A 20,504-nucleotide genomic window follows, 5' to 3' on the forward strand; every position below is an offset into this window, starting at 1 on the left:
CGTCAGGTTCGGGAAGTACCCGATGCGGACCTCGGGGGCGGACAGCTTCTTCGCGTCGGCGGCAGGGGCGGCGGACGTCTTGCCGTCGTCCTTCTCGGCCTGCGAGCCGTAGCCGCACGAGGCGAGTGCGCCGATCAGGAGCGGCAGGGCGGCGGCAGCGACGATACCGCGGCGCGCGGTCTTGGGGGTGTTGCCGGTGGCAGGCACGGAGGTCTTCCTCTCGCAGCGTCAACTCATGACGCAGGTCTTCGTCTGTGGAGCAAGGACGGGTACGGCTCGCGGGGGGTGAGGGCGCGAAGGCGGGATGCCGACGGCAATTCGGTCATCGCGCACATCGCGCCACTCCTCCCTGGCCGCTGCCGAGGGCGCCGCTGCCCACGCGGCCGCCCTCCTTCGCGAAGGTGGAGTAGATGTCGGCGGACACGGGTTAGAAGTCCCACCCTTCTTCATCCGCCTGGACGGTCGTCTCGGCACGGGAGGCGAAGGACTCGCCCGCCATGCCGGCCGCCAGCGTGGTGCCGTCCGCCGGGTCGATCAGCAGGAAGGAACCGGTGCGGCGCGAGTCGGCGTACGCGTCGAGCGCGAGCGGCTCGGCGGTGCGGACGACGACACGGCCGATGTCGTTGGCCACCAGCTGCCCGGGGTTCGGGTGCTGGGACAGGTCGTCCAGGGTCAGCCGCGACGGGATCTCCTTGACGATCGCCTTGACCGTGCGCGTGGTGTGCTTGAGCAGCACCCGCGCGCCGACGGCCAGCGGCTGGTCGGCCACGTGGCACACGGTGGCGACGACGTCCTGCGTGGTGGCCGGGGCGCTCGCGGACGGTGCGATCAGATCGCCGCGCGAGATGTCGATGTCGTCCGTCAGACGCACCGTCACCGACTGCGGGGCCCAGGCGATGTCCACGGACTCGCCGAGCGCGTCGATACCGGCGATGACCGAGGTACGGCCCGAGGGCAGGACGGTGACGGCCTGGCCGACGCGCAGCACGCCCGAGGCGATCTGGCCCGCGTAGCCGCGGTAGTCGGGGTGCTCGGCGGTCTGCGGGCGGATCACGTACTGCACCGGGAAACGCGCCGGGCAGGCGGTGAGGTCGTGGCTGACGGGGACGGTCTCCAGGTGCTCCAGCACCGTCGGGCCGCCGTACCAGTCCATGTGGGCGGAGGGCTCGACCACGTTGTCGCCGGCGAGCGCCGAGATCGGGATCGCGGTGATCTCCGGGACGCCCAGGTCGGAGGCGTACGCGGTGAACTCGGCGGCGATCTTCGCGAAGACCGCCTCCTCGTAGCCGACGAGGTCCATCTTGTTGACGGCCAGGACCACATGCGGGACGCGCAGCAGGGCCGCGACGGCGGCGTGCCGGCGGGTCTGCTCGATCACGCCGTTGCGGGCGTCGACCAGGACCACGGCCAGGTCGGCGGTGGACGCGCCGGTGACCATGTTCCGCGTGTACTGCACGTGCCCCGGGGTGTCCGCGAGGATGAACCGGCGCCGGGCGGTGGCGAAGTAGCGGTAGGCGACGTCGATGGTGATGCCCTGCTCCCGCTCGGCCCGCAGGCCGTCGGTGAGCAGCGCGAGGTCCGGGGCGTCCTGGCCGCGATCGGCCGACACCCGCTCGACGGCCTCCAGCTGGTCGGTCAGGACCGACTTGGAGTCGTGCAGCAGCCGTCCGACCAGCGTGGACTTGCCGTCGTCGACGGAACCGGCGGTCGCGAAGCGCAGCAGCGTGGTCGCTGCAAGGTCGGCCAGGTTGGCGACCTGATCGGTGGTGGAGGTCATTTCTAGAAGTACCCTTCGCGCTTGCGGTCTTCCATCGCGGCCTCGGACATCTTGTCGTCGGCGCGGGTCGCGCCCCGCTCGGTGAGCCGGGAGGCGGCGATCTCGGTGATCACGGCGTCCAGTGTGGTGGCGTCGGAGTCGACGGCACCGGTGCAGGACATGTCACCGACGGTGCGGTAGCGGACGAGACGCGTCTCGGGCGTTTCGCCCTCCTTCGGGCCGCCCCACTCGCCGGCCGTCAGCCACATGCCGTTGCGCTGGAACACCTCGCGCTCGTGGGCGAAGTAGATCTCCGGCAGTTCGATGCCCTCGCGGGCGATGTACTGCCACACGTCCAGCTCGGTCCAGTTGGACAGCGGGAAGACGCGCACGTGCTCACCGGGCGCGTGGCGGCCGTTGTAGAGCTGCCACAGCTCGGGGCGCTGACGGCGCGGGTCCCACTGGGAGAACTCGTCACGCAGGGAGAACACGCGCTCCTTGGCGCGGGCCTTCTCCTCGTCGCGGCGGCCGCCGCCGAACACGGCGTCGAACTTGCGGCTCTGGATCGCCTCCGTGAGGGGGACGGTCTGCAGCGGGTTGCGGACACCGTCGGGGCGCTCGCGCAGCTTGCCGGCGTCGATGTACTCCTGGACGGAGGCCACGTGCAGGCGCAGGTTGTGCTTCGCCACGGCCCGGTCGCGGTACGCGAGGACCTCGGGGAAGTTGTGCCCGGTGTCGACGTGCAGCAGCGTGAACGGCACCGGCGCCGGCGCGAACGCCTTCAGCGCCAGGTGCAGCATCACGATCGAGTCCTTGCCGCCGGAGAACAGGATCACCGGCTTCTCGAACTCGCCCGCCACCTCGCGGAAGATGTGCACGGCCTCCGATTCGAGGGCGTCCAGGTGCGACAGCGCGTAGGGAGCGTCCGTCTCGTCGTGCAGGTGGGCGACGGTGGCCGTCATGCCAGACCCCTCTCGGTGAGCAGTGCGTGCAGGGCCGAAGCCGACTCCTGCACGGTCTGCGTGTGCGACTCGATGCGGAGGTCCGGGGACTCCGGGGCCTCGTACGGGTCGTCGACGCCGGTCAGACCGGAGATCTCGCCCGCCGCCTGCTTGGCGTACAGGCCCTTCACGTCACGCTCGGAGCAGACCTCGACCGGGGTGGCCACGTGGACCTCCAGGTACGGGGTGCCCTCGGCGGCGTGCCGCTTGCGGACGGCCTCGCGGCTGTCCGCGAACGGCGCGATCACCGGCACGAGCGCCTTGACGCCGTTGCTCGCGAGGAGTTCGGCGACGAAGCCGATCCGCTGCACGTTGGTGTGGCGGTCTTCCCGGGTGAAGCCCAGGCCGGCGGAGAGGAACTCGCGGATCTCGTCGCCGTCGAGGACCTCCACGCGGTGGCCCCCGGCGCGCAGCCGCTCGGCCAGCGCGTAGGCGATGGTCGTCTTGCCCGCGCTCGGCAGCCCGGTCAGCCACACGGTGGCGCCCTGGTCGCTCACGCTCATCGTTCTCGTCTCCGTCGGTTCTTTGAGATCTGTCATCAGCCGTGCAGTCCGCACTCGGTCTTCGCGCGCCCCGCCCAGCGGCCCGCGCGCGCGTCCTCGCCCTCCGCCACGCGGCGGGTGCAGGGGGCGCAGCCGACGGAGGCGTAGCCGTCCATCAGCAGCGGGTTGGTCAGGACGCCGTGCTCGGCGACGTACGCGTCCACGTCGTCCTGGGTCCAGCGGGCGATCGGCGAGATCTTGACCTTCTGCCGCTTCTCGTCCCAGCCGACCACCGGGGTGTTCGCCCGGGTCGGGGACTCGTCGCGGCGCAGGCCCGTCGCCCATGCCTCGTACGCGGTCAGACCCTCTTCCAGCGGCTTGACCTTGCGCAGCGCGCAGCACAGGTCCGGGTCGCGGTCGTGCAGCTTCGGGCCGTACTCCGCGTCCTGTTCGGCCACCGTCTGCCGCGGGGTGAGGGTGATGACGTTGACGTCCATCACGGCCTCGACCGCGTCGCGGGTGCCGATGGTCTCCTCGAAGTGGTAGCCCGTGTCGAGGAAGACCACGTCCACGCCGGGGAAGGCGCGGGACGCCAGGTGGGCGACCACCGCGTCCTCCATGGAGGAGGTCACGGCGAACTTCCGGCCGAAGGTCTCGGCCGCCCACGTGAGGATCTCCAGCGGGGAGGCGTCCTCAAGGTCGCGGCCCGCCTGCTCGGCCAGCGCCTTGAGGTCGCGCGTCGTCCCCATTGCCTGACTCGTCGTCATATCTTGTCCCCTCCGGCTGAATCGGTCCGGACACCCCGGGCCAGCAGCCCGAGGTACTTCAGCTGGAAGGCCCGGTTGCAGGCCCTGCATTCCCAGGCGCCGTGACCCGTCTCGTGGGGAAACAGGTCCTCGTCGCCGCAGTACGGGCAGTAGAACGGTGCGGCGCGCTCGCTCACGAGAGGTCCTCGTCCTTGGCGCGGCCGACCCAGGCGGCGAAGCGCTCGCCGTCCTCGCGCTGGTCCTGGAAGCGCGTGACGACCCGCTCGACGTAGTCGGGCAGACCGGCCGAAGTGACCTTGAGGCCGCGGACCTTGCGGCCGAAGCCGGCCTCCAGGCCGAGAGCGCCGCCCAGGTGGACCTGGTAGCCCTCCACCTGGTTGCCGTCGTCGTCCAGGACCAGCTGGCCCTTGAGACCGATGTCCGCCACCTGGATACGGGCGCAGGCGTTCGGGCAGCCGTTGATGTTGATGGTGAGCGGCTCGGCGAACTCCGGCAGGCGCCGCTCCAGCTCGTCGATCAGCGAGGCGCCGCGCGCCTTCGTCTCGACGATGGCCAGTTTGCAGAACTCGATGCCGGTGCAGGCCATCGTGCCGCGGCGGAACGGGGACGGCGTGACCCGCAGGTCCAGCGCCTCCAGCGCGGCGACGACGGAGTCGACGCGGTCCGCCTCGATGTCGAGGACGATCATCTTCTGCTCGGCGGTGGTGCGCAGGCGGCCGGAGCCGTGCTGCTCGGCGACGTCCGCGATCTTCGTCAGGGTGGCACCGTCCACGCGGCCGACGCGGGGCGCGAAGCCGACGTAGAAGCGGCCGTCCTGCTGCTGGTGGACGCCGACGTGGTCGCGCCACTGGCCGCTGGGCTGCTCGGGCGCGGGGCCGTCGGAGAGCTTCCGCTTCAGGTACTCGTCCTCCAGGACCTGGCGGAACTTGGCCGGGCCCCAGTCGGCGACGAGGAACTTCAGCCGGGCGCGGGTGCGCAGGCGGCGGTAGCCGTAGTCGCGGAAGATCGAGATGACGCCCTCGTAGACGTCCGGGACCTCGTCGAGCGAGACCCAGGTGCCCAGGCGGACGCCCAGCTTGGGGTTGGTGGAGAGACCGCCGCCGACCCAGACGTCGAAGCCGGGGCCGTGCTCGGGGTGGTTCACGCCGACGAAGGCGACGTCGTTGATCTCGTGCGCCACGTCGAGCAGCGGCGAGCCGGAGACCGCGGACTTGAACTTGCGGGGCAGGTTGGAGAAGTCCTTGTTGCCGACGATCCGGCGGTGGATCTCCTCGATGGCGGGCGTGCCGTCGATGATCTCGTCCTGGGCGATGCCGGCGACGGGCGAGCCGAGGATGACGCGGGGCGTGTCACCGCAGGCCTCGGTGGTCGAGAGGCCGACGGCCTCCAGGCGGCGCCAGATCTCCGGGACGTCCTCGATCCGGATCCAGTGGTACTGCACGTTCTGGCGGTCGGTGAGGTCGGCGGTCCCGCGCGCGAACTCCTGCGAGATCTCGCCGATCACGCGGAGCTGCTCGGTGGTGAGCCGGCCGCCGTCGATGCGGACGCGCAGCATGAAGTACTTGTCGTCCAGCTCCTCCGGCTCCAGGATCGCGGTCTTGCCGCCGTCGATCCCGGGCTTGCGCTGGGTGTACAGGCCCCACCAGCGCATACGGCCGCGCAGGTCGTTGGGGTCGATCGAGTCGAAGCCCGTCTTGGAGTAGATCGTCTCAATGCGCGTCCGCACGTTGAGACCGTCGTCGTCCTTTTTGAACTGCTCGTTGCCGTTGAGGGGGGTGTGGTGTCCAACGGCCCACTGACCCTCACCGCGGTGACGGCCGGTCTTTCGGCGCGCGGCGGCGGGCGTTTCGGGGGTGGCGGCCATGGCGGTACATCCTTCTTCGGCGGCTCAAGGCAAGGGCAGGCGGGGGTGGCGGGATGCCCCCTGGCAATCAGCCCTGCCGCTGAGCAGGTGCGGCTGATTGCCGCCCGTTTCCGGTGTTTCCGGTGGTCAGGGCGGTCTTCTGCCTTCAGGGGACGTGCGGGTGCTTCGGGTGGTCGACGCGTCCGCAGCGGCGGGGACGACGGCGACGTGCGGCGGTGGCTGGTTCCGTCAGCTCGCCGGACAGATGGCGCTGGACATGCGGCCGAGGTCGACGTGCCGCCGACTCACCAAGGCAATTCCAGCTCCATTCATGGCGGAAGCGTGTCATGTGCCGATTGGAGGAGTCCACTACTGTCCATGATGTGGACGAAGTCGTCTCGAATCGCGAGACGTAGTGACGGGGGTCACGCCATGAGGGGCACGGGGCCGGTGGGGCCGGAGCTCAATACAAGCTACCCGGGCCCTCGCGGTGGGCCCTGTGTCCCTGCTCTCGCGAGCCCCGCTCGCGCCCGGCCGGCGGGACCCCGCACCGGAGTCTCCCGAGGGCGTCGGCCCCGGGCTCGGGCGGTCAGGGGGCGGTCCCCGGGCCGGCCGGACCGGCGGTCGGGGTGGGGGCCGCCCCGGCGGGCGGCGCCCCGGAGGGGTCAGGCGCCCGGCCAGGGGCCCGGGGTGGGGGTGGACTCCTTCGGCTCCGTCTCCGTGCGGAAGACCTTGAAGCCGCGGCGGAGGTAGTTGTCCATCGCCGTCGGGCCGTCCTGGCTGCACGTGTGGAGCCAGACCCGGGTCGTGGCCTGCCGGCCGGGCCAGCGGTCCGCCAGGGACCACGCCGCCTCGACCCCGAGCGTCAGCAGGTGCCCGCCGATGCGGCGCCCCCGGAAGTCCGGGAGCAGGCCGAAGTACATGATCTCCACCACGCCGTCGTCCTGCGGGTCGAGCTCCACGTACCCCGCCGGCGTCCCGCGGTCGTACGCCACCCACGTCTCCACGCCGGGGCGGTTCAGCTGCTCCACCCACTGCGCGCGGGTCAGCGACAGCCGGTCCGTCCAGTGGATGTCCCCGCCCACCGAGGCGTAGAGGAAGCGGCTGAACTCCGGCGAGGGGACCTCCGCCCGACGGACACGGATCTCAGGCCCTGGGACGGCGGCCCGGACCAGGTCCTGCGGCGAGGTCATTTCCAGGGACCAGGTGGTCAGAGTGATGGCGCTCATGCAGGTCAGGGAATCATGCCCGGACCCGTACGGCCCAGGCGGGCCTTGATCACCGCCGGTGCCGTGGAATGCGGCAGCAGCTCCGCCGGGTCCCCGGGGCGGATCAGCTCCACCTCGACGTCGTCCGCGAAGCGGTACGGGCGGTGGGTCAGGACCCCGCCCAGGTTCCGCCGCACCCGGGACAGCTCCGCCCGGACCGTCACCGTCCGCGTCGGGTCGCCGAACAGCTCCGCCGACAGCTCCGCCGCCGACCGCCCCCGCGGGCTCTCCGCCAGCAGGAACAGCAGCTCCGCGTGGCGTGGGCTCAGCTCCTGGGACCAGCTCCCGGCGGCCCCGTACACCCTCGCCGACCACGCGCGCGGACGGCTCAGGTCCAGGACGACCCGGCTCGCCGCCGCGGCGGTGCCCGGCGTCTTCGCCAGGCGCAGCAGCCAGCCGCCCGGCAGCGGCTCCACCAGGCAGTCCCCGAGCTGCGGCACCCACCCCCGGCCCGGCCCGAACCCCCTCGGCAGCGGGATCCGGTCCACCGGGGCCAGGCCCGTCACCGCCGCCGTCCAGCCGTGCGGGTCCACCGCCAGGGCCTGCTCCGGCAGCCGGGCCAGCAGCGGCGCCGCGACCGCCCGCAGCCGCTCCAGCGACTCCAGGTGCCGGATCCGCAGCTCCCGCTCCGCGAGCCGGGCCACCGAGCTCACCCACGCCAGCGTCGCCGGGTGCATGGTGGCCAGCGGTCCGCTGACGTCGACCACGCCCAGCAGCCGCCCGTCCCGCGGGTCCCGCACCGGGGCCCCCGCGCAGGTCCACTCGTGGTGGCTGGAGACGAAGTGCTCCGCCGAGAACACCTGCACGGGCCGCAGGGCCACCAGGGCGGTGCCCACCCCGTTGGTGCCGACCACCGCCTCGTCCCAGTCGGCGCCCACCGAGAACCCGAGCCGGTCCGCCTTGCGCAGGATCGACGGGGCCCCCTCCCGCCACAGCAGCCGCCCTTCCGCGTCGGCGACGACCATGATGTGCAGCGCCGTGTCCAGCGTCGGCAGCAGCCCCTCGCGCAACACCGGCAGGATCTCCCGCAGCGGCGAGACCTGCCGCCGCTCCTCGGTCTCGGCCGCCGACAGCATCCGCGAACGCGCGTCCCGGTCCGGGTGCACCCCGCAGGCCAGCATCCGCCGCCAGGACTCGGCGATCTCCGGACGGGGCTCGGCCGGCGGCCGGTCCCCGGCCAGCGCGGCCGCCCGCACCCCCTTGAGCAGACGCGCGGCCTCCCGCGCGTCCATGGCCGAGATGCGTGCCACATCGACCGTGCTGCCTGCGGTGTGGGCCACCGGAACCTCCCCGTGTGGAACAGGACGTACGAGGGAACCCGCCCGGGTGGTCCACGCGTGCCGCGTCCCCGGGCACGCACGCCGGACGGTTCCGACTCAGAGGGTTGCAACGGTATGCAACTCTCGCCAACTCCCGATCCCCCGACCGAAACTGTCCGCACGTCGCCTCGCGGCGTGACAGCTCCTCCTCGGGGCTTTCGGATCAGGGGTGGTGCCGAGTCGGCGCGGCGCCACCCCTGCTCCCGGTCAACGGGCCCGGATCCCGGCTCGGACCTGTTTGGGGACAGGGCCTGGAACCTAGCCCGCGATCCGCGCCCGTTCGACCAGCGCACCCAGCCCCAGGCTGTGCGGCAGCGTGCCGAAGGCCGCACCCCCGTCCCCGCCCAGGCGCGAGGCGCAGAACGCGTCCGCCACCTCCGGCGGCGCCCAGCGCACCAGCAGCGAGCCCTGGAGCACCAGGGCGATGCGCTCCACCACCCGCCGCGCCCGCGCCTCGATGCCCTCCAGGTCCGCCAGCTCCGTCAGCAGTCCCTTGACGGCCGAATCCAGCCGGTGGTCGGCGCCGCGCGCCAGCCCCACCTCGACGAGGAACGCGTTCAGCGCCTGCGGCTCGCGCCGCAGCGCCCGCAGCACGTCCAAGGCCTGCACGTTGCCCGAGCCCTCCCAGATCGAGTTCAGCGGGGACTCGCGCAGCAGCCGCGGCAGCCCGGACTCCTCGACGTAGCCGTTGCCGCCCAGACACTCCAGCGCCTCGGCCACCATCGGCGTACAGCGCTTGGTCACCCAGTACTTCGCCGCGGGCACTGCGATGCGCAGGAAGGCCCGCTCCTGCTCCGTTCCGGCGTCGTAGGCGGAGGCGAGGCGCAGCGCGAGCGTGGTCGCCGCCTCCGACTCCAGCGCCAGGTCGGCCAGCACGTTGCGCATCAGCGGCTGCTCGATGAGCCGTGCTCCGAAAACAGAGCGGTGCTCCGCGTGGTGTACGGCCTGCGTCAGCGCCTGCCGCATCAGCGCGGCCGAGCCGAGGACGCAGTCCAGCCGGGTCGCCGCGACCATCCCGATGATGGTCCGCACCCCGCGGCCCTCCTCGCCGACCCGCCGCGCCCACGTCCCGTCGAACTCCACCTCCGCGGACGCGTTCGACCGGTTGCCGAGCTTGTCCTTCAGGCGCTGGATCGCGAACACGTTGCGCGAGCCGTCCGGCAGCACCCGCGGGACCAGGAAGCACGTCAGACGGTCCGCCCCGGCGGCGGCCGCCTGCGCCAGCACCAGGAACCCGTCCGACATCGGCGCCGAGCAGAACCACTTGTGCCCCGTCAGCAGGTACTCGCCCGCCGCGTCCAGGGGCTTCGCCGCCGTCGTGTTCGCCCGTACGTCGCTGCCGCCCTGCTTCTCCGTCAGCCCCATGCCGAACAGCACCCCGGCCTTCTGCGCGGCCGGCCGCAGCCCCTCCTCGTACACGTGCGAGGTCAGCCGCGGCTCCCACTCGGCGGCCAGCTCCGGATCCGTCCGCAGCGCCGGCACGGCCGCATGGGTCATCGACACCGGGCAGCCGTGCCCCGCCTCGGCCTGCGACCACACGAGGAATCCGGCCGCCCGGCGCAGATGTCCGGCCGGCCGCCCCCACGCATCGGTCAGCCCGGCGCCCACCGCGTGCCCGAGCAGCCGGTGCCAGGCCGGATGGAACTCCACCTCGTCGATCCGGTTGCCGTACCGATCGTGCGTACGCAGTCGCGGCGGGTTCTCGTTCGCCAGCGCACCCCACCGCTGGGCCTGCGCCGAGCCCGCCGCCCGCCCCAGTTCCGAGAGCTCCTCCCGCACCTCGCCGAGGAGTTCGGGTGCAGCGGCCGACAGGTGCCGCTCCACGCCCTCGCTCAGGGCCCGGTCGGTGCCGTAGACGTCGTAGCCCGCCAGGGGAGGGGCCTGGTTGGTGACGGTATGGGTGGTGGCTGCCATGCGGATACCGTAAGGACGTGCAGCCAGCAAAAGAAACACCCGAGCGGGTCCCCGGGCGACTCCATCGGGCCCGCGCCCTCTACCGCAACGTCTCCAAGCGCAAGATGGCGTGGCTGCTCCTGAAAGACACGGTCAATTCGTGCGTCGAGTACCGGATCCTCGGCCTGGCGGCCGAGGCGGCGTTCTTCACGCTGCTGTCGCTGCCGCCGCTGTTCCTCGGCCTGCTGGGCCTGCTCGGGTACGTGGACGGCTGGACGGGCGGCACCTTCGTGGCCTCCATCGAGGAGAACATCCTGAGCGCGGTCGGCACGGTGCTCTCCGACCGGGGCGTCAACGACATCGCGAGACCGATGCTCGACGACGTCACCCGCGGCGGCCGCCCCGACCTGATCTCCCTCGGCTTCGCCTTCGCCCTGTGGTCGGGCTCGCGGGCCGTCAACGTCTTCATCGACACCATCACCGTGATGTACGGGCTCGACGGCCAGCGCGGCATCGTCAAGACCCGGCTGCTGTCCTTCCTGCTGTACGTGGTCGCACTGGTGATCGGCGCGATCGTGCTGCCGCTGATGGTGGCCGGGCCGGACGCGGTCGTCCGCTGGGTGCCCTGGAGCACCGAGGTGATCGCAGTGCTCTACTGGCCGACCGTCACCCTGCTGTCCATCGCCTTCCTGACCACCCTGTACCACGTGTCCGTCCCCGTGCGCTCCCCCTGGATCGAGGACGTGCCGGGCGCGCTGGTGGCGCTCGCCATGTGGGTGCTGGGCTCGTTCCTGCTGCGGATCTACCTCACGAACACCGTCGAGGGCCCGACGATCTACGGATCACTGGCCGCGCCCGTCGCCGTGCTGCTGTGGATCGGCGTGTCGGCCTTCGCGGTCCTGGTCGGCGCGGCCGTGAACGCCGCCATCGACCGCGTCTGGCCGTCCGTGGCCACCGCCGCCGCCCGCGAGGCGAACGAGCGGGCCCGGGAGGTCCGGGCCGCGCAGCTGGTCGCGCGGGCCGCCGCCTGGCGGGCGCTCGCCGAGGGCGAGTCGGAGGACGACGACGAGGGGGACGCCGGGATGCCGTCCGAGTTCCCGGAACGGTGGTCGAACTTCCTGCCGCCCGAGGACTACTCCTCCCGGCTGCGCAAGCACTGACCGCCGGGCACCGACCGCCGGCCCCGCCGTAGCCTGGCTCCGTGTACGAGGAGCGGCCGTCCCGACTGATGTCCGGCGCCGTCGTGTGGCGGCATGACGGCGCACCCGGCGGGCCGGTGCTGCCCGACGGCTGCATGGACCTGCTGTGGATCGGCGGGCGGCTGCTGGTGGCCGGCCCCGACACCGGACCGCACTCCGCCGGAGAGGTGCCGGGCGGGGTCTTCGCCGGGCTGAGGTTCGCCCCCGGCACGGCGCCCGCGCTGCTCGGCGTACCGGCGCACGAGCTGCGCGACCGGCGGGTGGAGCTGGCCGACCTCTGGCCGGGGCCGCAGGTGCGCGGCCTCGCCGAGCGGATGGCCGCGTACGAGGACCCCGGGGCGGGGCTGGAGCGGCTGGCCCGTGCCCGCGCGGCCCGGAGCGCGCCTTCCGACCCCCTCGCCGCCCGGGTGGCGGCCGGACTCCGCGCGGGGGAGTCGGTGGCCGCCGTGGCCGCGGCGGTCGGCCTCGGGGCGCGCCAGCTGCACCGGCGCTCGCTCGACGCCTTCGGCTACGGACCCCGCACGCTCGGGCGGGTGCTGCGGCTCCAGCGGGCGCTGGCGCTGGCCCGGCGGGGGCTGGCGCAGGCCGAGGTGGCGTACCGGGCCGGGTACGCCGACCAGGCCCATTTCGCCCGCGAGGTGCGGGCGCTGGCCGGCACCACCCCGGGGGCCTACGCGGCGGCCTACGCCCCGTCCCCGGCGGGGGCGAACAGGGAGACCTGGCAGCCGTCCGGGTCCAGGACGACGGCGTAGCGCTGCCCCCAGAAGGCGTCCCAGGGCGCCAGATGCCCCTTGTACCCGGCGTCCGTCAGCCCGGCGTACACCGCGTCCACCTCGGCGGGGGAGTCGCAGAGGAACGCGGGCCCCCACCGGCCGTCCCCGGCGGGCCGGGTCCAGGACGGGTCGAAGGAGCGGATGACGTCCTCCGTGTCCCAGGCGATGCGGAGCCCGCCGGGGAGGACGGCCTCCACATGGGGCTGTTCCTCCGCCCCGGCCGGGATGTCCAGGCCCAGACGGCGGTAGAAGGCGAGCGAGGCGGCCATGTCGGAGACGATCAGGCCCATCAGGTCGAGTCGGGGAGTCATGGGCCCAGGCTAGGAGCCGTCCCGTCCGGCGGTCTTGAACGAATCGGACACGGGCCGGGCCCGGCGGACGACGACCGGAAAAGGAAGCGGGAAAAAGAAGCCGGAAAAGAATTGGCGTACGTCTGAGCGCACTTGCTACGGTGATCGTGTTCCCGCCGGACCGGCGCGGAACTTCCAGCACGTGCATGACCCGGAGGTGAGTTCATTGATGACTGTCGTCACGCAGGGCGCGGACCGCACCCAGAAGACCATCAATGTCACTTCCGTGGTCTCCGGCTGACCTCACACCTCTTCGCGCGCCGCTGGGCGCGCGCTGCCGGGGCCACCCTGTGAAGGGTTTCCCTTGTCTTCCTCTTCCTCTCCGTCTTCTCCGTACTCGCACGCCCTCACCCCCTTCGGCTGGGACGAGGCGTGGGAGGCCGAGTTCGCCCCCCACGCCGCGCAGGGCCTGCTGCCCGGCCGCGTGGTGCGCGTGGACCGCGGCCAGTGCGACGTCATGACCGCGGACGGCATCGTCCGCGCCGACACCGCCTTCGTCACCCCGCACGACCCGCTCCGCGTCATCTGCACCGGTGACTGGGCCGCCGTCGAGGCGACCGGCAGCCCCCGGTACGTGAGGACGTACCTGCCGCGCCGCACCGCCTTCGTGCGCTCCACCTCCTCGCAGCGCTCCGAGGGGCAGATCCTGGCCGCCAACGTCGACCACGCGATCATCGCGGTCTCCCTGGCCGTCGAGCTCGACCTCGGCCGCATCGAGCGCTTCCTGGCCCTCGCCTGGGAGTCCGGCGCGCAGCCGCTGGTCGTCCTGACCAAGGCGGACCTCGTACCGGACCCGGTGACGCTCTCGCACCTGGTCCAGGACGTGGAGACCACGGCGCCGGGCGTCGACGTCCTCACCGTCTCCTCCCTGACCGGGGAGGGCACGGACGTACTGGCGGCCGTCGTCGCCGGCGGTACGAGCGTGCTGCTCGGCATCTCCGGCGCGGGCAAGTCCACCCTCGCGAACACACTCCTCGGCTGCGACGTCATGGACGTCCAGGCCGCGCGCGACGTGGACGGCAAGGGCCGGCACACGACGACCACCCGCAACCTGCTGGCACTGCCCGGCGGGGGCGTCCTCATCGACACGCCGGGGCTGCGGGGCGTCGGCCTGTGGGACGCCGAGGCCGGCGTCGGCCAGGTCTTCTCGGAGATCGAGGAGTACGCGGCCGACTGCCGCTTCCACGACTGCGCGCACGAGGCCGAGCCGGGGTGCGCGGTCCTCGAAGCGGTCGAGTCCGGCGCGCTGCCGGAGCGGCGCCTGGAGAGCTACCGCAAGCTGATCCGGGAGAACCAGCGGATCGTCGCGAAGACGGACGCCAGGCTCCGCGCCGAGATCCGCCGGGACTGGCGGATGAAGTCGGCCGTCGGCCGGGCCAATTACGCCGCGAAGCACAACGGCCGTTTCTGACCCCCGGTGCCCGGACGGCCGGCCCCTGCTCCGTCAGGGGTCAGCCGTCCAGGCCCCACGCGAACACCCGCTCGGGGTGGATCCGGATCACCTCCGGGCTGAAGTGCGGCCCCAGAGAGTGCGGGCCCACTTCGAGCGTGGCGCGGCCGCGGATCTCGATGCCGCGGACCTTCCACGGCCGGGTGCTCACCAGGTCGTCCACCACCAGCGCGAGCCGCGGATTCCCCCGGAGGTTGCGCCACTTCTTCGTCGTCCCCATAGAGAGGCCGCCGATGAGGATCGTCCCGTCCTCCTGCGGGAAGAACCCCACCGGGTTCGCCTGCGGCTGCCCGGCCGCGTCCACCGTCGCCAGCCGCCCCAGGCGCTGCGACCCGAGGTACGCCAGCTCCGCTTCGCTGAAACCCTTGAACTCCGTCATGCACACCAGCCTCGCAGCGCCGCCGCCCCACGGCATCGGGCGCGCGGCCGACCGGGGCCCGGGCCAGGTCCTGGACCCACGGCCGTAGGCCGCCGCCCGCCGCAACCGAACGCGGCGGCGCCGGTCCGTCAACTGACCAGTACCGCCCCGACCCACGCGCCCACCACCATCAGGCACGCGAGCAACTCCACCAGGACGCTCGTCCCCACCGCCCGCATCACCGCCCGGACCGAGGCCCAGGCCTCGCCGTGCGTGCCCAGCCGCAGCCGCTCGCACAGGTAGATGCCGCCGACGAACCCCGCAGCCGCCCCCAGCACCGGCACCACCACGAAGCCGAGCAGCGCACCCGCACCCGCGTACACCGCCATCCGGCGGGTGACCCCCACCCCGCGCAGCCGCCGCGGCGGCAGCTGCCACTCGATGATCTGGACCACCAGCAGCAGGGCCGTCGCCGAGACCAGCAGGGACCACGCGAGCGCCGAGCGCTCGTGCAGCGCCCACCACAGCACGCCCGCCCAGACCAGCCAGCTCCCCGGAACACCCGGGACCAGCACCCCGAGGACCCCGAGCAGCAGCACCAGCCCCACCAGGAGCAGCTGAGGCAGATCCATCTGCTCAGCGTGACGGACCAGGGGCTATCGGGCCAGCCAGCCCCGTTCGTACGCATGCCAGCCCAACTGGAGCCGGGTCGTGACCCCGGACAGCTCCATCAGGCCCTTGACCCGCCGCTGCACCGTCCGCAGCCCCAGATCCAGGTGCTTCGCCACGCTCGCGTCCGTCATGCCGGCCAGCAGCAGCGTCAGGATCTCCAGATCCACGGTGTCGGGAACGCCCTCGGACTCCTCCGCCCCCGCAGCCCCCAGCCGCAGCGGCAGCGCCTCCCGCCACACCGCCTCGAACAGCCCCGTCAGGGACTCCAGCAACCCCGACGCGTGCACCACCAGCGCCGCCGGCTCCGCCCCGGGCCCCGTCAGCGGCACCAGCGCCAGAGACCTGTCCGCGATCACCAGCCGGGTCGGGACCTGCTGGGTCACCCGGACGCCCTCGCCCCGCGCGAGCGCCGTCGACGCCTCCCGGATCCCGGTCGGCAGGGTCAACACCTCCCGCTCGATCACCACCCGGTACTCGACACCCCGCGCGGCGGCCTGCTCCTCCGCCTCGTTGTCCGACGCCGTCACCACCTGGGGCCGGCTGCTGACCAGGGCGCACACTTCTTCCACCGCGCCGACCTGGAGCTGGTGGAAGCGGTGCGCCACCGCGCTCGCGCCCGTCACGACCTCCACCATGTCGTGCACCGACGGCTCGGCCGCCTCCGCCCGGTACTCCTGGGCCAGCCGCGCCGCCGCCAGCTCCGCCCGCTCCAGCTCGTGCCGCTGCTGGGCGAGCAGCGCCCCCAGCGCCACCCCCGGCGGGGCCGCCACCCACCGCCCCTGCCGGGCCGAGGACTGCGCCGCCAGCCCGTGCCGCTCCAGATGCCGCAGGGCCCGCTCGGTCTGCGGCACCGGCAGCGAAAGCCGGTGCGCCAGATCCGGTACCTCCGCCGCGCCCAGCGCCACCAGCGCCCGGTACGCCGACTCCTGGCCCTCGTCCAGGCCTATCGCACTCAGCAACCCGTCCACCCCACGTCCCAGCCCCTGTCTCGGCCCCTCGGCACAGCACCCCTCTGGCGGGAAGCGGCCACGGCGCAAACCCGCCGCGGACATCATCGCCGCACCCCCCGGCTCTCTGCCAAGGTGACGCCACCACAGCATCCGCCGGTGGCAGGCCACTTGCGGGCAGTTTTGCCGTGCAATGCCGCCGTCGGCCGGAATTCACCTCGGGAGAGCGGTACGCCCGATATCGCGCACGGCACTCGGAGCGGCTGCCACAGCCGTCTGGCCGTCACCGCCGTCGGCACAGCCGTTCGACGGAGCGCCCGGAGGAGCAGGGAAGAGACCGGTCACCGGGAGCGAAGCGGCCGCACGGCGGCCCGCGGCTCCCGACGCGAAGGTGCTGCCGCCCCCGGACGGTCGCGCGGGCGTACGGCATCCGCTGAGTCGTACGAGGGATACGGAAGGGGTCCACCGGGCGGCGGCCCGGTGGACCCCTTTTCGCGTATTCGGCGTTTTCTGTCGCTCTGGGGGACCGAGAATGAGCCCATGAGTCAGCAGGGCGCGGACGACTGGTGGCAGAAGCTGTACGAGGACCCGGACCCGGGACCGGTCCCGGACCCGGGGGACACCCTGGAGAGCCGTTTCCACTCGGCGTCGTTCGTGACGTCCCCGCCGGGCTCCCCACCTCCACCGGGGCCCGTGCCGCCCGAACCGCCGCAGCATGCCGTGCTGCCCGGGCCGCGCCGGGAGGCCGGCCCGGAGCCGCTGCCACCCCGGGACCCCCGGGAGCCCGGCACGACCGGCTACGGCCTCGGCAGTGTGACGATTCCTCCCGTACTCCCGGAGGAACCGCCGGATTGGCACTGGGGTGTCCCCCAGGACATCCCCCAGGACACCCCACCCGGGTCTCCGATCCCCGCCCCGACCCGGGAAGCGCGCCCCGGGACCGCCTCCGAGCAGGCCTCCGGCCCCTGGCCTGCGGGTCCCGGACCCGACACCGGTACGGGTCCACGGCCCGGAGCCGAGTCCGGACCGTGGTCCGCCACGGACGGCGCTCCCGCGCCCGGGGCGGGTACGCGGCCGGACACGCACACCGGCACCGGCCCGGGCACCGACTCCCGAACCGTGCCCGCGCCCGGGACGGGTGCGGCCCCCGGCACATGGCCGGGGCCCTGGGAAGACACGGGGCATCGGCCCGGCGCCGAGCCGTCGCCCCGTCCCGGGGGACAGCCGTGGCCCGGAGCCGAGCCTCCGGCCGGTCCCGGGGAACAGCCCTGGGCAGGCCCTGCAGCCGGTCCGGAAGCCTGGTCCGGCGCCGGGCCGTCGCCCCGTTCCGGGGGACAGCCGTCGGCCGGCGCCGGTGCAGGTGCCGACACCGGGCTGTCGGCCGGAGCCGGGCCTCCGGCCGGTCCCGGAGTCCAGCCCTGGGCAGGCCCTCCGGCCGGTCCGGAAGCCTGGTCCGGCGCCGAGCCTCCGGCCGGTCCCGGGCAACAGCCGCGTGGCGGAGCCCACGCCGATCCGGATGCCCGGCCGGATGCCGGGGACCGGCCCGCCGGCGCGGGATCCCGGGCCGCCGGCGGGGCCGGGGAGCGGCCCGTGGTGGGGTACCTGGGGGACAGGGCGCCCACCTATGCCGCCGAGCCAGGGGCGCTGCCCGTCGCCGATCCCGGGACGCTCGACGGGCTCGTGCCGGACACCGTCCTCGAAGGGGCCCGGCACGGCACGTACACCCTGCGCGCCACCTCCGTGCGCGGGGATTCCGCCCGTTTCCGCGGCGAGGCCCGCCGGGACTTCCTGCTGACCGCCCGCTTCGGCACCGGCGACGACGCCCTCGTCCTCGCGGCCCTCGCCGGTGGCGACCGGGCCGCCCCCGGGGCCGCCGACGCCGCCGCCGAGCTGTGCCGCTGGATCGGGTCCGCCGTCGGCCGGAGCCGGGAGCGGCTGGCCGACGACATCCGCGCCGGCCGGCGTGACGCCCTGCGCTCGGGGCTCCAGCGGCTCACCGACCGGGGCTACGGCCGCCTCCGGGCCCGTGCCGCCGAGCTCGGGCTCCCCGAGGACGCGTACACCGCAGGGCTGCGCGTGCTGCTGCTGCCCATCGATCCGGAGTGCAAGACCAGGGTCTGCTTCGGCTCGGGCGCCGGCGGGCTGTTCCGGCTGCGGGACGGCACCTGGCAGGACCTGGAGCCGGGCGAGCCGGGAGGGGACGGCTTCCGCTTCCGGGCCGCCGTGGCGCAGCCCGGGGACACCCTGCTGCTCTGTTCCGGCGGGCTCGCGGACCCCATGCGGGAGGAGGGCCTCCTTTCGGCCGAACTCGCGGCCCGCTGGGCCGGTGCGGAGCCCCCGGGTCTGGCGGCCTTCCTCGCGGACACCCAGATCCGCCTCAAGGGCTACGCCGACGACCGGACGGCCGCCACGGTCTGGGAGACGTGACCGGGCGGAATGTGCGTGGATGGGAGGCGCACACGGCAGAGGCGGACCGGGACGAAGGAACCGTCTCGGAGTGCCACAAGATCGGATAGCGTGACCGGCTATGGGTGAGCTGATAGTGATCAGGCACGGCCAGACCGAGTGGAGCCTGTCGGGCCGGCACGCCGGCCGGACCGACGTTGCGCTGACCGAAGCGGGCGAGGCTGCGGCCAGCGCCCTCGCTCCGAGGCTGGCTCACCGCCGTCTGGTTGCCGTGTTCAGCAGCCCGCTGAGCCGCGCCATGCGGACGGCTGAGCTCGCCGGCCTGAGCGGCGCCAAGCCCGATCCCAACCTGTTGGAGTGGGACTACGGCGGCTACGAAGGCCTGACCGCCGAGCAGATCCGCGAGTCGAGGCCAGGCTGGGACCTGTGGCGCGACGGCGTCATTCCCGGTGACGCCGACCACCCCGGCGAGGAGCTTACGGAGGTGGCCGCACGCACGGACGCGCTGCTGGACCGCATCCGTCCGCTGCTGACCAAGGGCGATGTCGCCCTAGTTGCGCACGGCCACCTGGCGCGCGTGCTCACCGTGCGATGGCTCGGCCTCGACGCCTCGGCGAGCCGACTGCTCGGCCACCCGCATCCGGGCACTCTCAGCTTCCTGGCCACCGAGGACGGGCAACCCGTCGTCTCCGCTTGGAACGTCCCGTAGGGCAAGGCCGCCGCGTCACATCCGATGTGAGAGGCGCCGGAAGCAGGTGCGTCCCAGCCGCTGGGAGGATTCGACGTCCCTGCGGGCGATGTGCGGCATCGGCACGGGCATGTGCAACGTATGGGCGGCGCGCTATCGTTCCCCGAACGGCGAGCGGCGCACCATCGGCTCCTTCAGCCACGGCTCCATGGCCAATGCCCTCCCGCAGGCCATCGGCGCACAGTTCACAGACCGCGGCCGTCAAGTGGTGTCGATGTCGGGTGACGGTGGTTTCTCGATGCTGGTGGGAGATTTCCTCACCCTGGTGCAGTACGACCTGCCCGTCAAAGTGGTCCTGTTCAACGACTCATCGCTCGGAATGATCGAGTTGGAGATGCCGGTTTCCGGCCTGCCCTCGTACGGAACCACCAACCGCAACCCCGATTTCGCGGCGATCGCCCGGGCGGCGGGCGCGTACGGGGTCCGCGTCGAGAGGCCCAAGCAGCTCACGGGGGCTTTGCGTGACGCGTTCCGGCATGACGGGCCCGCCTCGGCGGACGTGGTGACCGATCCCAACGCCCTGTCCGTTCCCCCCGGGATCTGCGCCGGGATGGTGGCCGGTTCTGCACTTTCCGCCGGCAAGATCGTGCTGGACGGCGGGGTGGGCCGGATGATCCGGATGGCTCGATCCAACCTGTGCAACGTGCCACGCCCGTAAGCCCGCAGGAGTGCGGACTGTCCCGGCGGGCATGCATCCCGTAGACCAGTTCGAGAGCCATGGCACACGGGGGAGGGGCATCGCCGTGCGGGTGGGGGCGAAGATCGGGAAGCAGTGGGTGAGAGGGCGGCCCGTGCCGCGTGAACCGTCCGTCGAGGACGGGGGAGCGGTGGACGCGCTGGAGATCAGCCGGAGCGTGCGCCGGGCGGATCTCAAGGCGGTGGGCGAAGTGCGCCGGGCATTACGGGAGTTGATGCGCCACCGGTGCCGGGCCGACACCACCGAGGTGGCGGAGCTGCTGATCACGGAGCTCGTCACCAATGCGCTCGTCCACACCGACCAGGGCGCCGAGGTGTCCGCGACGCTCGCCGCGGACCGGCTGAGGGTGGAGGTGCGGGACCGCGTCTCGCGCCGGCCCCGGCCGTACGTACCGACCGCCGACGACGGTACGCACGGCCGGGGACTGGTGCTGGTGCAGGCCCTCGCCGACGCCTGGGGCGTGGATACGCCGGTGCAGGCCGGCGGCAAGGTGGTGTGGTTCGAGCTGGACGGTGCCCTCGACCGGGCGTACGGAGGCGCATTCGACGGGGCGTACGACGGAGGGCCCGCCTGAG

General features: G+C 73.1%; 20 protein-coding genes and 2 pseudogenes. 7 read left to right on the forward strand and 15 right to left on the reverse strand.

Annotated features, from left to right (window positions below):
* The 11 genes and pseudogenes from ABTY04_RS14990 to ABTY04_RS15040 all read right to left on the reverse strand — a co-directional run.
* Window positions 1–207 (reverse strand): annotated as a pseudogene (locus ABTY04_RS14990) (sulfate ABC transporter substrate-binding protein); the annotation flags it as partial.
* 220 nt (window positions 208–427) lie between these two features.
* Window positions 428–1,777, reverse strand: coding sequence for a sulfate adenylyltransferase subunit 1 (locus ABTY04_RS14995; RefSeq protein WP_352213801.1), 1,350 nt, complete (start codon window positions 1,775–1,777; stop codon window positions 428–430).
* Between the two features lie 2 nt (window positions 1,778–1,779).
* Window positions 1,780–2,718: a sulfate adenylyltransferase subunit CysD gene (gene cysD / locus ABTY04_RS15000; protein WP_352213802.1), complete on the reverse strand. Its 939-nt coding sequence runs from the start codon at window positions 2,716–2,718 to the stop codon at window positions 1,780–1,782.
* Entirely contained in the window at window positions 2,715–3,260 is a 546-nt protein-coding gene (cysC, locus tag ABTY04_RS15005) for an adenylyl-sulfate kinase (protein ID WP_352213803.1), read from the reverse strand. The genes cysD and cysC overlap by 4 nt, the downstream gene beginning before the upstream one ends.
* A 35-nt stretch (window positions 3,261–3,295) precedes the next feature.
* Window positions 3,296–4,006 carry a phosphoadenylyl-sulfate reductase gene (locus tag ABTY04_RS15010; RefSeq protein WP_352213804.1) on the reverse strand — a complete coding sequence of 237 codons (711 nt, stop codon included), beginning with the start codon at window positions 4,004–4,006 and terminating at the stop codon, window positions 3,296–3,298.
* A complete protein-coding gene (locus tag ABTY04_RS15015) occupies window positions 4,003–4,182 on the reverse strand; it encodes a hypothetical protein (RefSeq protein ID WP_352213805.1) in 180 nt (59 codons plus the stop codon). The genes ABTY04_RS15010 and ABTY04_RS15015 overlap by 4 nt, the downstream gene beginning before the upstream one ends.
* On the reverse strand, window positions 4,179–5,870 hold the full coding sequence (locus ABTY04_RS15020) for a nitrite/sulfite reductase (protein ID WP_352213806.1): 1,692 nt from the start codon (window positions 5,868–5,870) through the stop codon (window positions 4,179–4,181). Before ABTY04_RS15020 ends, ABTY04_RS15015 begins: the two co-directional genes overlap by 4 nt.
* 228 nt (window positions 5,871–6,098) lie before the next feature.
* Window positions 6,099–6,182 (reverse strand): putative leader peptide, encoded by an 84-nt coding sequence (locus tag ABTY04_RS15025; RefSeq protein WP_309550570.1) that lies wholly within the window; start codon window positions 6,180–6,182, stop codon window positions 6,099–6,101.
* Between the two features lie 332 nt (window positions 6,183–6,514).
* Window positions 6,515–7,078 (reverse strand): GNAT family N-acetyltransferase, encoded by a 564-nt coding sequence (locus ABTY04_RS15030; RefSeq protein WP_352213807.1) that lies wholly within the window; start codon window positions 7,076–7,078, stop codon window positions 6,515–6,517.
* Between the two features lie 5 nt (window positions 7,079–7,083).
* Window positions 7,084–8,349: a GAF domain-containing protein gene (locus ABTY04_RS15035; protein ID WP_352213935.1), complete on the reverse strand. Its 1,266-nt coding sequence runs from the start codon at window positions 8,347–8,349 to the stop codon at window positions 7,084–7,086.
* A 345-nt stretch (window positions 8,350–8,694) separates the two neighbouring features.
* Window positions 8,695–10,350, reverse strand: a complete 1,656-nt coding sequence (locus tag ABTY04_RS15040; protein ID WP_352213808.1) for an acyl-CoA dehydrogenase family protein — start codon at window positions 10,348–10,350, stop codon at window positions 8,695–8,697.
* Window positions 10,351–10,367: 17 nt separating this feature from the next.
* Here ABTY04_RS15040 and ABTY04_RS15045 point away from each other — a divergent pair, with 17 nt between their 5' ends.
* The gene (locus ABTY04_RS15045; RefSeq protein WP_352213809.1) at window positions 10,368–11,489 is read left to right on the forward strand and encodes a YihY/virulence factor BrkB family protein; all 1,122 of its coding nucleotides are present in this window, start codon (window positions 10,368–10,370) and stop codon (window positions 11,487–11,489) included.
* A gap of 68 nt (window positions 11,490–11,557) precedes the next feature.
* On the forward strand, window positions 11,558–12,280 hold the full coding sequence (locus ABTY04_RS15050) for a helix-turn-helix domain-containing protein (protein ID WP_352213936.1): 723 nt from the start codon (window positions 11,558–11,560) through the stop codon (window positions 12,278–12,280).
* On the opposite strand, the gene ABTY04_RS15055 is transcribed toward ABTY04_RS15050, so the two are convergent.
* Window positions 12,211–12,612, reverse strand: coding sequence for a VOC family protein (locus ABTY04_RS15055; RefSeq protein ID WP_352213810.1), 402 nt, complete (start codon window positions 12,610–12,612; stop codon window positions 12,211–12,213). The genes ABTY04_RS15050 and ABTY04_RS15055 overlap by 70 nt on opposite strands.
* A gap of 343 nt (window positions 12,613–12,955) precedes the next feature.
* Here ABTY04_RS15055 and rsgA point away from each other — a divergent pair, with 343 nt between their 5' ends.
* On the forward strand, window positions 12,956–14,062 hold the full coding sequence (gene rsgA / locus ABTY04_RS15060; protein ID WP_352213811.1) for a ribosome small subunit-dependent GTPase A: 1,107 nt from the start codon (window positions 12,956–12,958) through the stop codon (window positions 14,060–14,062).
* A gap of 40 nt (window positions 14,063–14,102) precedes the next feature.
* Here the strand turns inward: rsgA and ABTY04_RS15065 are convergent, their stop codons facing one another.
* The 3 genes from ABTY04_RS15065 to ABTY04_RS15075 all read right to left on the reverse strand — a co-directional run bounded on the left by ABTY04_RS15065 (window position 14,103) and on the right by ABTY04_RS15075 (window position 16,090).
* The gene (locus ABTY04_RS15065) at window positions 14,103–14,480 is read right to left on the reverse strand and encodes a PPOX class F420-dependent oxidoreductase (protein WP_352213812.1); all 378 of its coding nucleotides are present in this window, start codon (window positions 14,478–14,480) and stop codon (window positions 14,103–14,105) included.
* 128 nt (window positions 14,481–14,608) lie between these two features.
* Window positions 14,609–15,091 (reverse strand): DUF456 domain-containing protein, encoded by a 483-nt coding sequence (locus ABTY04_RS15070; protein ID WP_352213813.1) that lies wholly within the window; start codon window positions 15,089–15,091, stop codon window positions 14,609–14,611.
* Window positions 15,092–15,115: 24 nt separating this feature from the next.
* The gene (locus ABTY04_RS15075; protein ID WP_352213814.1) at window positions 15,116–16,090 is read right to left on the reverse strand and encodes a helix-turn-helix domain-containing protein; all 975 of its coding nucleotides are present in this window, start codon (window positions 16,088–16,090) and stop codon (window positions 15,116–15,118) included.
* A 1,578-nt stretch (window positions 16,091–17,668) separates the two neighbouring features.
* Here ABTY04_RS15075 and ABTY04_RS15080 point away from each other — a divergent pair.
* The 4 genes and pseudogenes from ABTY04_RS15080 (at window position 17,669) to ABTY04_RS15095 (ending at window position 20,503) form a co-directional block, all read left to right on the forward strand.
* Entirely contained in the window at window positions 17,669–18,505 is an 837-nt protein-coding gene (locus tag ABTY04_RS15080) for a protein phosphatase 2C domain-containing protein (RefSeq protein WP_352213815.1), read from the forward strand.
* A gap of 100 nt (window positions 18,506–18,605) precedes the next feature.
* Window positions 18,606–19,193, forward strand: coding sequence for a histidine phosphatase family protein (locus tag ABTY04_RS15085; protein ID WP_352213816.1), 588 nt, complete (start codon window positions 18,606–18,608; stop codon window positions 19,191–19,193).
* A 100-nt stretch (window positions 19,194–19,293) separates the two neighbouring features.
* Window positions 19,294–19,890, forward strand: a pseudogene (locus ABTY04_RS15090) (thiamine pyrophosphate-dependent enzyme); the annotation flags it as partial.
* Window positions 19,891–20,023: 133 nt separating this feature from the next.
* Window positions 20,024–20,503 carry an ATP-binding protein gene (locus ABTY04_RS15095; RefSeq protein ID WP_352213817.1) on the forward strand — a complete coding sequence of 160 codons (480 nt, stop codon included), beginning with the start codon at window positions 20,024–20,026 and terminating at the stop codon, window positions 20,501–20,503.
* Window position 20,504: the final 1 nt, after the last annotated feature.

It is taken from the genome of Streptomyces sp. NPDC097981 (assembly GCF_040302565.1).
Taxonomy (GTDB): Bacteria; Actinomycetota; Actinomycetes; order Streptomycetales; family Streptomycetaceae; genus Streptomyces.